Source organism: Rhodococcus sp. 14-1411-2a (assembly GCF_002259485.1).
Lineage (GTDB): Bacteria > Actinomycetota > Actinomycetes > Mycobacteriales > Mycobacteriaceae > Rhodococcoides.
On sequence record NZ_NPGA01000001.1, the window covers coordinates 1 to 14,355 of the forward strand.

A 14,355-nucleotide genomic window follows, 5' to 3' on the forward strand; every position below is an offset into this window, starting at 1 on the left:
CCCAGCCACACCCGCGGCCAGATCGTCACCGCACTACGACTACTCGAACGCAAACAAGTCACCCTCCCACCCAAGAAACACGGAAACATCCCACTATGAACGACGAAGCGAATCATGACGCAGCGAATCCGAGCGAGGTGGTTTCCCCGTCCCCTGCGGCTGTTCGGGTGGTGAAGGGCAATCCGAGCGATGAGGAAATCGCCGCGCTGGTGACGGTTCTGACGGCTGCCCAGGGCGGGTCCGAGTCGACGGGCGATTCTCGTCCTCGTGAGCTGTGGGGTTCACCGGAGTTGCTGCATCGCCGATTCGCACCTCAGTCGGCGTATTCGTATGCCGCGTCGGGTCGCTACCCACGGTGACGATGCGCTCGTCCGACGCTGCGCCGGGGTCTGTTCGTCTGGTCCTGGCGTCGGCGTCGCCTGCGCGTCTGTCGGTGCTGCGCGGTGCCGGGGTGGAGCCGATCGTCCGGGTGTCGGGTGTCGACGAGGATGCGTTGACAGCAGCGCTCGGGCCGTCGGTGTCTCCGGAAACGGTGGTCACGGAACTGGCCCGAGCCAAGGCCGCCGCGGTGGCCGAGACGTTCTCGGATTCGAGCGACGATCTGGTGATCGTCGGCTGCGATTCGATGTTGGCCATCGGCGGGGAGCTGCACGGTAAGCCACATTCGGTCGAGGTGGCGCGCACGAGATGGCAGTCGATGGCGGGCAACAGCGGCGACTTGCTGACCGGCCACGCTGTGCTCCGGGTGACCGACGGAGTGGTCGTGGCGCAGGCTGCAGCGCACAGTTCGACCGTCGTCCACTTTTCGACGCCGTCCTCGGTGGACCTCGAGGCCTACCTCGACTCGGGTGAACCGTTGTCGGTGGCCGGGGCGTTCACGTTGGACGGGCTTGGCGGCTGGTTCGTCGACCGCATCGAGGGCGATCCGTCGTCGGTGATCGGCATCGGCCTACCGCTGGTGCGAACACTGCTCACTCGTGTGGGTACGTCTCTGGCCGCACTGTGGGGCAGCGCCCCGTCCTGACCGTCCGGCTCCGCCGACCGCTGGGCCGGACGGAGCCGAGTTCTGCCGTCAGGGCAGAAGATCGATCAATTCGCGAGCCCACTCCTCGGCCATGGTCTTCGGCTTGATGTTCGACGAGCTGTCGTGCCGAGCATGGGTACCGACCTGCTTGCCGCCGAGCTCGGTGAGCTTCTCAGCGATGATCTCGCCGCCGCGGTTGAAGGTGTCCTCGTAGACCCGGTCGCCCAGACCGAACACCGCGAACTGCAGTCCCGCGAGGTCCGGCTCGTCCTCGACGAGCGCATCGAAGAAGGGTTCTGCACCGGTGGGGAGCTCTCCGTCTCCGTAGGTGGAGCAGATGACCACGTGGAAGTCGTCGGTGTCGATGTCGGACACCTCGTACTCGAGCATGTCGCGTACCTCGGCGTCATGATCGCTGAGCACGTCCGCAATCTTGTCGGCGACCTCCTCGGCCGTACCGGTCTCGGACCCGAACAACACGACCACTGCCATGGATCGCTCCCCTTTCTCACACCTGCTCGAACACTCGAACAGTCGGAAAGCATAGCCTCACCGGCGATCCGGTCGAAAATCCGTCCTTGCCCGCGGTTGTGACTTGTCTCGAGGTCACCAGAACTCGGGCGTCAGGCCCCATCGATCGAACTCCACCTCGACCAGCCCTCTCAGGTGCTCTTTGCTGGGAAAGCTGTCCGGATCGAGCCCGGTGACGCACAGGGTGGCGCGTTCGCCCGATTCGTTCCACCAAGCGCTGACTCCACCGCCCGTGCGGCGTAGTAGGGCCACGTCGGTGTTCTGTGTGATGGACCTCATCGCCACCGCGGTGGCGTCCAGACCACCGATGGTCCGCAGTGCGACACCTCTGGCACCGAGATTCGAGCACAGGCACAGCGGGGCCGAGCCCGACGCGGCGAGTTTGGCCACGATCGCGTCGGGCAGCAACTGCATCAGCGGTTTGAGGAGCTCGAATGTCGTGGTGACCGTGCGATCGGCCTGGGTTCTGAATGCCTGCTTGCTCGCCGCTCGAATTGCTCCGAGATCGTCGAGATACGTCCCTCCCGGCTCGACGTGGATCGAGACGCCGGACGTCGCGTTGGCACGCCGATCACCCGTGGCCCTGGTACTGACCGGAAGGGCGACGCGTACCCGGTCCTCGGTCGAGACTCGGCCGCTCCCGGTCAGTATCCCGAGCACCACCGCGACCAGCAGGCTGTTGGAACTGCCCCCTTTGCTCGCCGCGGCGGCAGACCACTCCGCGGACAGACAATCGACGACGACGGTGCTCGGCCTCCACGCGCCCTCGGCAGGGGCGACGATCGCACGCGGACGGTCGGCACCGGTGCCCTCGGGTGTTCCTGCGCTCGCGTCGGCGAACGCCGTGGACCGTGCCCGTACCGCCGCCACCGCGGTGCGGCCGAGCGCTCGTGCCGCACCCGAGAGCGCTGCACCGACACGGCCGAGACCATCGGAGAGATCGGCACGGGAGATCGCCGTCGCGGACAGGGGACCGTCATCGAGGCCGACACGCAGAAAATCGTCGGGGACGGCGTGTCCGGCCAGCGCGGCCGCGGCTGCGGAGGTGAGCGCCCCGCCGTCGCCGACGACGTGAGAGCCGACCAACGACACGACCGTGCCGCCTTCTTCCACCGACGTGGCCGACAATCGCCACGCCGGTCCCCCGATCGGATCCAACGCCACGGCGGCCTCGTCCTCGATCCACCTGTCGACCGCCGCGCGGGCGATCGGTGGCCCTATAACCACCGGATCAGCGGATCGACGCGCTGCGGTCCAGCTGTCACGGGCTCCGGGCAGCCGGGCCCGTCGAACGGATCGATCGATGGGGCCTTCGGCGAGCATTCGCCACATCGATCGCAGCGCGTCCGGAGCGACGGCGCGGTCGAACCGCCAGACGATCTGGTTCACCACCGGTACCCCGAGAACGCATTCCATGCGGAGGAACAGGTCGTCGTCGTACGTCAGTCTTTCCACCCCGCGAGACTATCGCTGCACGAGCGCGGACGCAGGTGGGCCGCAAATGTGTTTCCCGCCATATGTTTTCCGATCCGAACTGCGGCGTGCGGGACTGATAGGTTGAGGACGTTTTCCACGCCGACGCGACTGCGAGTGACCCTATGAAGTTCGTGATGCCATTCAACGGCAGTCGCGGTGACGTGACGCCCGGTCTTGCACTCGGCGTCGAGCTCGCGGATCGCGGACACGACGTGGTGTTCGGCGCACCACCGAACCTCGTGGACTTCGCTCGCGCGAAAACGGCTGAGTCCGAACGAATCGGCGTGATCTCGTTCGGGCCGGACACCCAGCGACTGCTGGAGTCGGAGTTGATCAGGGTACGCATCAAGTCGCGTAACCCGCGGACCAAGATGGCGGCACTCGCGGAACTGGCCAATCACGGCTGGGATCAGATGACGGCCGAACTCGAACGGATGGCCCAGGGCTGTCACGCGATCGTCACCGGTTCGCTGGGGCAGGAGATGGCGTTCAACATGGCGGAGTCTACGGGCAATGCCTTTGTGGCACTTCACTACTGCCCGCTGCGCCGCAACGACGTCGTGCCCGTGACCCCGGGCATCACGTTACCGGGGTACGTCAACCGGTCGATGTGGGCGCTGGCGGAGTCGATGCGCTGGAAATCCATGAAGGCCCGCGAGAACGCGCAGAGGAAGTCCCTGGGTCTCGCACCGACGCGTCATTCGCTGCCTGTTCGGTCCGAACGCTACGGCGGAGTGGAGATTCAGGCGTACGAGTCGGCGCTGTTCCCCGGGCTCGCAGAACAGTGGGGCTCACACCGCCCGTTCGTCGGATTCCTGGGGCTGAGCAGCGCTGGCGTCGATTCCGATCCTGCGTTGGAAGAATGGCTGCGGGCAGGCTCCGCGCCGGTGTACTTCGGCTTCGGCAGCATGCCCGTCCCCGATCCCGCGGCACTGCTGCGCATGATCGAGAACGTGACCCGAAGGCTGGGCGTTCGCGCTCTCGTCTGTGCCGGCTGGAGCGACCTGGCCGGTGCCGATCCTGCTGCAGTCCAATCGAATTCGAACATCATGATCGTCGAGTCGGTCGATCACGCGAGCATCCTGCCGCGATGCGTGGCTGCGGTCCACCACGGTGGCGCAGGCACGACGGCTGCCACGGCGCGGGCCGGCCTGCCGACACTCGTCTGCTGGTTCAGCGCCGATCAGCCGTTCTGGGGTGCCGCGCTGCGCAGGATCGGAGCCGGCACCAGCACGAAATTCTCGACCTTGACCGAATCCGTTCTCCAGCAAGGCATTACCGATATCACTACCGCCCGCGCCAGGCAGGCGGCACGCCGATTGGCCGGCTCGGTCGCCCCGACTGCAACTGCGGTGGCCGCAGCTGCCGACATCACCGAGGCGGCAGCGCGGAACCGCTGACGCACTCACCAGAAGCGCGCAGTCAACTCCCAGCGGCCCAGCGCCTCCGCCAGATGGTCACGCAGTGCCCGGTCATCGACGAATCGATCTGGGTCCATGGCGTGGACGGTCACGGTGACGCTTGCGCCCGTCTCGCACAGCCAGGCCGTCAGCCCACCGTCCAACGATCGCGCGAATGCGGCGTCGGCACCCGCGAAGGTCGCCCTGCCCGATACGGCACGAGCTCCGATACCGGCCACCGTGGTGAAGACCTCGGGCAGAGCACCCAGGTTCGACGCCAGGCCTTCCGCACCGTCACGCGGTTGCGGAACACGCGCGACCACGGCGTCGGGCAGCATCTGCACGAGGGCCTGCGAGATGCCTGCGGGTGGTAGACCGGCAGCCTGCCTCGCGGCGAAAGCGGTGAACGCCGCCTTGCTGATTTTCCGAATCGTCGACAGATCGCGGTCGGCCGCGTCGGTGACGGGGACCTCGATCTTGACGATCTTGGTGGCATTGGAGCGAGTGTCGTCGACGGTGCGATCGCTGACCGGCAGTGACCACTGCACCGAGTCTCCGATCGAGGCTCGCCCGGCCTGCCCGGAGGCTGCCGTGAGAACGGCGATGAACAGTGAATTGGACGAGCCACCCCATCGTTGCGCAGCCGCTTTCCAAGTACCTGCGTCCACCTCTGCCACCGCGTGAGGCGATACCCAGTCTGCATCCACGGCACCGGCCGTCGGCTGCGAACGAGTCGGCTGCGAGCGCGGGACAACGACGTCCGGACCGGATCGGGTGGGAATCGGTAGCGCGGACGCAGCGGTGTTCGCCAACCAGCCGGCTACGGACCGCACCTGCCCCACGGCGTCTCGCAGGTCCGAGCCGATGGCCGCGATTCCGTCCTCGGTCGGAACCGACCGAGGGTGCACGGACGGGGAGTTCGCAGCCGCGAACGCGGCGATCAGAGCGCCGCCGTCGGCGACCATGTGCGAAGCAACCAACGAGAGCACCGTCCCCCCGTTGGTGAGAGGAGCTGCCGCCAGTCGCCAACCGAGACCGGTCTCGGGATCGATGTCGTCATCGATGCAACCGTCGGCCCAGGCCGATACTTCGGTCGATTCGATGAAGTGTGGGTGAAAATCCAATGAATGGGAGACGTTCGAGGCCACCCATCGAGCGCGGGCAGTAGGCACCGTCGACGAGACCACTCGGCGCGCGAGCAGACCGTCGGACAGGTTGTCGCGTAGCTTTTCCAGGTCCACTCGCTGGACGGTTTCGTCGAACCACCACAAGAACTGGTTGTAGACGGGATATCCGATGCCGTGATGCATTCGCAAGAATAGGTGATCGGCAAATCCAATTCGGGTCACGCGCCGAACCTACTACATCCACGAACCAGGGGCAGTGGTGTCAATTCGCCACACCAATGCATTCACATTCGGCAATAGGTGCACGAAAAAGGCGTCCCGAATGTGTCCCGGACCATGTTCGATCCATTCGGTGGCGTGGGTCGTGTGTCGGGTCGCACGACAGTTTGCACCACACTTCGATTGTGAACTATCATCACGCTGACCAGCAAAGTCAGTGATTCGTTCATAAGATACGACAATCGGACGCTCCCTCGACTCCCGATCGGCGACCGGCGAGTCAAGACGCTCGGCAGTGAGAAGTATTACTTTTTCGCGCTGCGAAATAATTCCGCTTTCGCCCTATCGTGTTCTCTGAACTCACTTCGGGTCGACGGCAACGACGTTGTTCTTTCAATGCGGAAAGCAGCAATCCAACAGCAATCGGATAAAGCGACCGGTCGGCTGCCCGATCATCGCCGACGGGTTTACACGATCGACTCGACCGTAATCGAACGTGCAATACCGAACCAACGCCGCGCACCGCCGACCGAGCCCGGAACGGAAGAGGACTCCCATGGAATACACCGAACTCGCCGACTACCCCCTCCCCGCCGGTCGCCTGACCGAGTGGGTCCCCCGCGTCGACGACGACCGTTGGGAACCGGACCCCCGCGGTCTGTCCTACACGCACCAGGACCATTGCGAGCGCAGCGCTCCGGGCTCGTGGATCGGCACGGTGTTCGAGATTCATCGCCGCTACGACGTCGAGGCAGTGCGCGCAACCATCACCGCGTACATGGGTCGGCACGAGGCATTTCGGACCAAGGTCAGGCGCGACGAGGAATCCGGTTCCTGGCTGCGCTACACCGCACCGACAGATGCAGTGCAGGTGACCGACCGGGCACACACCGAACCCCGGACCGAGACTCAGGTCTTCAGCCATCTGCACTCCTGGTTCGGCGACACCGTCTCCCCGACGGCGTGGCCGCATTTCGTCCTCGCGACCATCGAACCGGACGATGCCTCCCGCGCTCTCTCGAACGGGCCGGGAGAGTCGTTTCTGCTTGCGTTCGCCGCCGACCACTCGGTGATGGACGCCTACAGCCAGATCTACGCCATCAACGAGATCGACAAGCTCTACGCGCACGCCCTCGAAGGCATCGACCCCCAGTTGCCCGAGGTCGGCAGCTATGTGGACTTCAGCCAGTCCGAGAGGGCTCTCGGCGAGACACTGACCGGTGACCACAGCGCCGTGCGCACCTGGCAGGACTTCCTGGCCGCGGAGGACGGACGCTTTCCCGCATTTCCCCTTCCGGTGTCGGTCGACCGGTCGCTCACCGGCCCGGCCGCACAGAGCAGCATCTCGTCCTGGCTGCTGACTTCCGAGCAGTCGGATGCCTTCAACGCTGCATGCCGTAACGCCGGGTACAACATGCAGGCCGGAATACTGGCCGCTCTGGCGCTGACGAACGTCCGCCTGTCCGGTCGCACGACGTTGCGCACCGTGATGCCGATGCACACCAGAGACGAACAGAAGTGGGCCGCGGCGGTGGGTTGGTACGTCGGGATTCTGCCCATGGAGATCGAGCTCGGTGACGCTCGCACCTTCGGGGAGGCAGTCGCGGCTGCAGCAACTGCAGGCGCGGCGAACAAGGGGTTGGCACGGATGCCGTACTCCAAGATCGCCCAGATCCTCGAGTCGACAGAAATTCCTCGATTCGTGGTGTCCTACATCGATCTTCGATTCCTCCCGGACGCCGAGCAGTGGCAGGACCGCAAGGGTCGGGCTCTGCGGAGCAACTGCCACGCCGAGGACGAGGTCTACTTCTGGGTCAACCGGACGCTCCAAGGGCTCAACATCTCCGCGCGATTCCCCAGCTCGGATGTCGCGTCGACCAACGTCCACCGCTTCATCACCGAGTTCGTCGCCGTGCTGACGGCAGTGATCGACTCCGACAGTGGTACCGATACGGTGCTCACGTCGGCCTCACGGTCGGTGACCGTCGCCGCAGAGTGAGTCGTCGAATCAGCCCGCGGCCCTTATCGAGGAGGATGAAGCGACCATGATCATCACCGCTATGGGCAGATGGAATCCTGCTCCCGGCCGACTGCTCGAATGGCACCCCACTGCGGCTGCCCGTGCGAGTGCCCAAGCGGCACCCGTCGATTCGACTCCGGTCTCGTTTCTCCAGGAGGACCACCTGAAGGCCGCGTGGGCGGCCCGCGAACGCGGCGATGTGCACACCGCGTACACCGGGGTGGCAACCGAGATCGACGGTGACGTGGACACGGATGCGATGAGCCGCGCACTGGCCGCCTACGTGCTGCGTCACGAGGGCCTTCGATGCTGGTTCGAGGTCGAGGGAAACAACGTCGTTCGGCATCTCGCCCCGCCCGAGGTCGCGGCGTTCGAGGTGACCGACGCCGGAGAAACCACGGACGACGACCGATTCCAACGGTACGTACGGGGGCGCTTCTCGTCCGAGGCGACCGCGGACGCCTGGCCCGGATTCGTCGTCGGTGTCGTGGCCAGGCCCGGCAGCTTCACCCTGTACTACGGCGCAGATCACGCATTCACCGACGGCGGCTCGCAAGCGTTGGTCATCAGCGAGTTGGCCGATCTGTACGCACTCGAGACCGGCGCGGACGTACCTACCCCGGCAGAGGCAGGTAGTCATCTGGCCTACGCCGCCGACGAACGGGCTCGGGCCGCGACGTTCGGGGCCGATTCTCCCGAACTCGCGGCCTGGCGAGACATTTTCACCCGACACGACGGCCGGATGCCTCGGTTCCCGCTCGACCTCGGCCTCGCGCCCGGCGAGAAAGCTCCGGTCCGCATCGTCGAACGCGACCTGTTGAGCAAAGAACTGACCGCTGCATTCGACGCCGCGTGCAAGACCGCCGGGGCCCGGATGAGCAGCGGCATATTCGCCGCCGTCGGGATCACCGACTTCGAATTGGCCGGTAACACCGACTACTTCGGGATCACCGTGCTCAGCACCCGGCATCACGGTGACTACGGACAGTCCCAGGGATGGTTCGTCAACTTCGCTCCGGTCGCATTCGAGGTGGCGGGACACGACAGGTTCTCCGACGTCGCGGCTGGAGCCCACCGAGGCTTCGAGCAGGCCAAGCAGATCGCGGAGGCCCCGGTGCACGCTGTGCTGGGCGCGCTGGCCGCCGACGGCACTCTCGGTAGCGAGTTGGCAGTGAGTCCGAACATGCTCTCGTACATCGACTTTCGCTGGTTCCCCGGCGTCGGACGAGACGCGGACACGCGCGCGAAGCATTTCACCGGCGAGGGTTCGACGTCGAACGCATCGATGTGGATCAACCGAGACGGTGAGCACCTGTACCTGGTGGCCCAGACCCCTGATACCGACGTTGCCGCCGCAGCGGTGAAGCGGTACCACGATCATCTGGCGCATGTACTGGAAACCATCGCACGTGAGGGTGATTACAATCTGACGCTCGAAAATCTGGTTCAGGAGCCGGCCGGTGCGGGTCACCTCGATCACTGAGTACACCCCGCGCGCGGGCACCGTCGTCGAGTTCACCGCCGTCGTCACCGGGAAACCGCAACCGTCGACGGTTCCGCCGTCGTTCAACCAACGGTTTCACCTCGGCGATCTGGACGAAGCCGAGCGCGTCTGGATTGCCGGAGCCTTCGAGGTGCAGGGCAGGCTCGACACCCGCGCTTTGGGGTGGGCCTTCGAGCGCCTGATCGACCGACACGACACCCTGCGTAGTTCGTTCGTTCGCGCGGCGGCGGGAATCGAGCGGATGGTTCACGAACCGGGTGCGGTCGAGATGAGGGAAACCACTCGAACCACCTTCTCGTCAGGGTCCATGCTCCGGAGTCACCTCCGAAATTCGCTCGAACTACACTGCGACGCACGACGATTCCCGTCGTACACCTGTTTCGGAATCGATCGACCGGACACCTCGACGGTGTTGTGCGCCTTCGATCATTCCAACGTCGACGCCATGTCGATCGCAGTCGTGGTCGACGAGATCAACACCCTGTACGACGCCTACCGCCGCTGTCCGTCGAACCCGGAGGCAGCCCTGCCTCCGGTCGGTGGGTTCGTCGAGTACTGCCGTGTCGAAGCAACCCAGCCACTCGTCGATCCCACGGACGAACGCATGGTGCGGTGGTCGAGCTTTCTCACCGAGTGCGGTGGCACCACGCCGCGTTTCCCGCTCGACCTCGGCGTCGCCGAGGGTGAAACCGCGCCTCAGGCAACGACTGTCACGCCCTTGCTCGACGCGCAGCACACCCTCGACTACGCGGAGCTCTGCGCCCGTTCCGGAGCCGGGATGTTCGCCGGGGTCGTCGCTGCGATCGGGCAGGCGTGCGCCGGGATAGGCGGACCGAGCCGCGTGCCGTTCCTGTTCCCGTTGCACACCCGCCATCAGCAGCAATTCTCGCGTGCACTGGGCTGGTTCACCACGAACGCTCCCATGACCGTGGAGGTAGAACACGACCTCACCGACACGATCACCGCGGCCCACACAGCGTTTCGTGCAGCACTGCCACTGAGCACCGTTCCGATCCCCCAGGTACTGAACAACCTCGGTGATGCGTTCACCTTGTCGCGTCGAGACGTGTTCATGGTGTCGTACATCGACTACACCAGAATCGGTGGACACGAACGCTTCGACCGAACCGATGCACACCACATCAGCAATGCCACGGTGTCCGACGACGCGCAGTTCTGGGTTTCGCGCACCACGTCGGGCCTGGCATTGCGGTCACGATTTCCCGACACTGCACAGGCACACTCGGTGATGAATGCGTTCACCGCCGAACTCGTCGCCCTCCTGCGGGTCTCCACAGCGAAACCCGAGAGCGCTGCCCTGACGCCCTGACAAAGTCGTTCCGCAGGCTCCACTCCTGCCCTGATAGAAGTCGTTCCGCAGGCTCCACTCCTGCCCTCATAGAAGTCGTTCCGCAGGCTCCACTCCTGCCCCGTGACAGAGGTTCCGCATAGGATCGACAGTGCAGACCGTCCACCCCCGGGCGGGCCGCCAGCCGAATATCTTCCGTAGGAGCCGATACGTGCCTGTACCAACCGATTCCAACGCAACGTTCGCCGACTATGCGCATCCGGATCGTCTCGTATCGACCGAATGGCTCTCCGCTCATCTCGGTACCCCCGGCCTTCGGGTCGTCGAATCCGACGAGGACGTGTTGCTCTACGACGTCGGCCACATTCCCGGCGCGGTCAAGATCGATTGGCATCTCGACCTCAACGATCCGGTCACCCGCGACTACATCGACGGCGAGCAGTTCTCGAAACTGATGAGCCGCAAAGGCATTTCCCGGGACGACACCATCGTCGTGTACGGCGACAAGAGCAACTGGTGGGCCGCGTATGCACTGTGGGTCTTCACGCTGTTCGGACATCAGGACGTGCGTCTGCTCGACGGTGGCCGCGACGCCTGGTTGTCGGAGAACCGCGACACCACCCTCGACGTGCCCGAGTTCCCCGCCACCGACTACCCGGTGATCGAACGCGACGATGCACCCATTCGTGCGTTCGCCTCCGATGTTCTCGGCTCGCTCGGAACGGTGCCGCTGATCGACGTTCGCTCCCCCGCCGAGTACACCGGCGAGCGCACCCACATGCCCGACTACCCAGAAGAAGGTGCACTGCGCGGAGGTCACATCCCCACCGCCGTGAGCATCCCCTGGGCCAAGGCAGCCGCACCGGACGGACGGTTCCGGTCTCGCACGGAACTGGACGAGATCTACTCCGGTACCTCCGCCACCGACGACGTGATCGCCTACTGCCGGATCGGTGAGCGTTCGAGCCACACCTGGTTCGTGTTGACCCATCTGCTCGGGTACCAGTCGGTGCGCAACTACGACGGCTCGTGGACCGAATGGGGCAACGCCGTTCGCGTCCCGATCGCCAAGGGCGAGGAGCCCGGATCGGCTCCGGCCACACGATGAGCGCCTTGCCGGAATCCCTGGCCGAGATAGTCGAGGACTTCGCCGCGGTGGAGGGGCAGGACAAGCTGCAGCTGTTGCTGGAGTTCAGTCGCGAACTGCCTCCTCTGCCCGACCACCTTGCTCAGGATGCGATGGAGCCGGTGCCGGAGTGCCAGTCTCCGCTGTTCCTGTCGGTGGATGCAGGCGATCCGGCGCGGGTCCGGCTGTACTTCAGCGCCCCACCGGAAGCTCCGACCACGCGGGGGTTCGCCTCGATCCTGGCGCAGGGGCTCGACGGTCTCGGCGCACAGGAGATCCTCGACGTACCGGACGATTTCTACTCGGCTCTGGGGCTGAGCGACGCGGTGAGCCCGTTGCGACTGCGCGGTATGTCGGCGATGTTGGCGCGGATCAAGCGTCACCTGCGTTGACCGGCGACGGCGCAGGTGACGTGCCGTCGTCTTGATCGATACAACGCGTCGTCGTTAGACTCCGCGGCAGGGCCCCTGGAGCCCAGTCCCCCCGATGCGTACGACGAAGGTTGGTTGCTGCCGATATGGAGTTCACGGAGTTGGCGGACTACGCGGTTCCCGCGGGCACGCTCACCGAGTGGATACCCAGCGTCGGCCCGCAGGCCCGCACTCCGGAGGCTGCTGGCTGGCATCCCGACGCCAGGCCGACGTCCTACGTCCACGAGGCACACCTTCGTACGAGCCTGAGCAGTCCTCGCCGCGGTCGTGAATCATGGCTCGGCGCGGCCTTCGAAATCGCAGGCCCGCTGGACAAGCCCGCGTTTCGCCAGGCAGTGCTGAACTGGATCGACCGGCACGAGGCGATGCGTTCGAGCGCGTCGATCGACGAGGTGACGGGCGAGATGACGAGGGTGACCGCCGCGCAGGGTGCCATCGACATCTGGCAGGTCGAGCAGGAACGGTGCGCGCAATCGAGTGAGGTGTTCGAGCACCTGCAGTATCTGTTCGACGAGTTCACCTCACCGTTGATCTGGCCCGCCTACGCCTTCGTGACGCTCGAACCGGTGGACGAGACGCGTCCGATCACCGTGTTCTTCGCAGCGGATCATTCGATCATCGACGGCCTGTCCACGGTGCTGGTCGCGCACGAGATAGCTGCTCTGTACGGCGAGGAACTCGGTGGTGCGCCCGCTGCCCTGTTCGAGGCCGGCAGCTACCTCGACTTCGGTTCCTCCGAACGCGAGAGGAATGCAGAGCTGGAGCATTCCCACGACGCCGTGCGGATATGGCGGGATTTTCTCGTCGACGGCGAAGGCGAGCTACCGGCCTTTCCACTCGACATCGGAGATCCGAGCCCGGACGATCTGCCGCAGGGCGGTTTGTCCGCGTGGGTGCTCGACCCGGACCAGGCCGACTCGTTCTCGGTCGCCTGCCGCAAGACCGGACACAGTCTGTTCGCCGGGTTGCTCGCAGTTCTGGCCATCACCGGCTCCGAACTGGGCGGCGGCAATCGTTTCCGCACGGTGACGCCGGTGCACACTCGCGACGAGCCGCAATGGGCGTCGGCGCTGGGTTGGTTCGTCGGACTGTGCCCCATCTCTTTCGACATCGCCGGTGCGGACTCGTTCGGCTCGGTGGTCGCGGCGGCCTCGGCCGAGGTGAAGAAGACCAAACCGATCGCCCGAGTTCCTCTCGATCGCGTGTTCACCACTCTGGGCTATTCCGCCCGCCCGCGTTTCGTCGTCTCCTTCATGGATGTGCGGTTCGCGCCTGCCGCCGAGCACTGGCCGGACTGGAACGCCCGAGCGTTGCGCAGCAAGCAGTACCAGCACGACGTGTACATCTGGATCAACCGCACGCCGCAGGGGATCAACATCGCGGCTCGCTATCCCAACACCGAGCAGGCGACCGCGCGGGTTCACGAATACGTCGGTGCCTTCCGAAAGTTGTTGAGCGATGTTGCGGACACGGGTACCGCCCGATTCCCCCTCACGGGCGACGAGCGATCCGATATCGGACATACCGACACCGGTCAGATCGCTACCAATCAGTAGCTCACTGCGGCTCGCCGCCGGTCAGCTGCAGCTCTGCAGACCGATTGCAGCGATGACAGTGCCGATGCTTAGACTCCGACGTGACGTTCGTAACGAAGCACGCGAGAAACACATCCGTAGGAGGCTCAGTGCCCAGCCATGCCAGTGCTCAGATCACCAAGGTTCTTGTCGCCAATCGTGGTGAGATCGCGGTGCGGGTGATCCGGGCTGCGGCCGATGCCGGGTTGGCCAGTGTCGCTGTGTACGCCGAACCCGACGCCGACGCACCGTTCGTCCGCTTGGCCGACGAAGCCTTCGCGCTCGGCGGGCAGAGCTCCGCGGAGTCGTATCTGGTGATCGACAAGATCATCGACGCCGCCGCCAAGTCCGGGGCCGACGCCATCCACCCCGGCTACGGATTCCTCTCCGAGAACGCCGACTTCGCCCAAGCCGTCATCGATGCCGGCCTGATCTGGATCGGACCGTCCCCGCAGTCCATCCGCGACCTCGGCGACAAGGTCACCGCCCGCCACATCGCCGCCCGCGCCAAAGCACCCTCGGTCCCCGGCACCTCCGAACCGGTCAAAGACGCCGACGAAATCCTCGCCTTCGTCGACGAACACGGCCTGCCGATCGCGATCAAAGCCGCGTTC

The 14,355-nt window shown here is 65.2% G+C and carries 13 protein-coding genes; 10 read left to right on the forward strand and 3 right to left on the reverse strand.

What is annotated here, in order from left to right; translation table 11 throughout:
* The first annotated feature begins 95 nt into the window (after positions 1 to 95).
* On the forward strand, positions 96 to 359 hold the full coding sequence (locus tag CH291_RS00005) for an acyl-CoA carboxylase subunit epsilon (protein WP_094639340.1): 264 nt from the start codon (positions 96 to 98) through the stop codon (positions 357 to 359).
* A 2-nt stretch (positions 360 to 361) separates the two neighbouring features.
* Positions 362 to 1,024 carry a Maf family protein gene (locus tag CH291_RS00010; RefSeq protein ID WP_068051232.1) on the forward strand — a complete coding sequence of 221 codons (663 nt, stop codon included), beginning with the start codon at positions 362 to 364 and terminating at the stop codon, positions 1,022 to 1,024.
* A 48-nt stretch (positions 1,025 to 1,072) separates the two neighbouring features.
* Here CH291_RS00010 and CH291_RS00015 read toward each other — a convergent pair whose 3' ends face one another.
* Both CH291_RS00015 and CH291_RS00020 read right to left on the reverse strand, forming a co-directional pair.
* A complete protein-coding gene (locus CH291_RS00015) occupies positions 1,073 to 1,516 on the reverse strand; it encodes a flavodoxin domain-containing protein (RefSeq protein WP_094686404.1) in 444 nt (147 codons plus the stop codon).
* 114 nt (positions 1,517 to 1,630) lie between these two features.
* A complete protein-coding gene (locus tag CH291_RS00020; protein ID WP_094686405.1) occupies positions 1,631 to 3,010 on the reverse strand; it encodes a hypothetical protein in 1,380 nt (459 codons plus the stop codon).
* A 155-nt stretch (positions 3,011 to 3,165) separates the two neighbouring features.
* Here CH291_RS00020 and CH291_RS00025 point away from each other — a divergent pair, with 155 nt between their 5' ends.
* Complete coding sequence (locus CH291_RS00025) at positions 3,166 to 4,431, forward strand: glycosyltransferase (protein WP_256980674.1); 1,266 nt, start codon at positions 3,166 to 3,168, stop codon at positions 4,429 to 4,431.
* Positions 4,432 to 4,436: 5 nt separating this feature from the next.
* On the opposite strand, the gene CH291_RS00030 is transcribed toward CH291_RS00025, so the two are convergent.
* Positions 4,437 to 5,741 (reverse strand): hypothetical protein, encoded by a 1,305-nt coding sequence (locus CH291_RS00030; RefSeq protein WP_094669202.1) that lies wholly within the window; start codon positions 5,739 to 5,741, stop codon positions 4,437 to 4,439.
* 592 nt (positions 5,742 to 6,333) lie between these two features.
* On the opposite strand from CH291_RS00030, the gene CH291_RS00035 reads away from it, so the two are divergent.
* The 7 genes from CH291_RS00035 to CH291_RS00065 form a co-directional block, all read left to right on the forward strand.
* Positions 6,334 to 7,776: a condensation domain-containing protein gene (locus tag CH291_RS00035; protein WP_094686407.1), complete on the forward strand. Its 1,443-nt coding sequence runs from the start codon at positions 6,334 to 6,336 to the stop codon at positions 7,774 to 7,776.
* Between the two features lie 46 nt (positions 7,777 to 7,822).
* Positions 7,823 to 9,280 (forward strand): condensation domain-containing protein, encoded by a 1,458-nt coding sequence (locus tag CH291_RS00040; protein ID WP_094686408.1) that lies wholly within the window; start codon positions 7,823 to 7,825, stop codon positions 9,278 to 9,280.
* A complete protein-coding gene (locus tag CH291_RS00045; RefSeq protein ID WP_179276407.1) occupies positions 9,258 to 10,631 on the forward strand; it encodes a condensation domain-containing protein in 1,374 nt (457 codons plus the stop codon). The genes CH291_RS00040 and CH291_RS00045 overlap by 23 nt, the downstream gene beginning before the upstream one ends.
* Before the next feature lie 190 nt (positions 10,632 to 10,821).
* Complete coding sequence (locus CH291_RS00050; RefSeq protein WP_094639333.1) at positions 10,822 to 11,718, forward strand: sulfurtransferase; 897 nt, start codon at positions 10,822 to 10,824, stop codon at positions 11,716 to 11,718.
* Positions 11,715 to 12,128 (forward strand): SufE family protein, encoded by a 414-nt coding sequence (locus CH291_RS00055; RefSeq protein ID WP_037188062.1) that lies wholly within the window; start codon positions 11,715 to 11,717, stop codon positions 12,126 to 12,128. Before CH291_RS00050 ends, CH291_RS00055 begins: the two co-directional genes overlap by 4 nt.
* A gap of 125 nt (positions 12,129 to 12,253) precedes the next feature.
* Positions 12,254 to 13,723: a condensation domain-containing protein gene (locus CH291_RS00060; RefSeq protein WP_094639332.1), complete on the forward strand. Its 1,470-nt coding sequence runs from the start codon at positions 12,254 to 12,256 to the stop codon at positions 13,721 to 13,723.
* A gap of 128 nt (positions 13,724 to 13,851) precedes the next feature.
* The coding region (locus CH291_RS00065) for a biotin carboxylase N-terminal domain-containing protein (protein WP_306437660.1) at positions 13,852 to 14,355 on the forward strand (504 nt) is incomplete at its 3' end.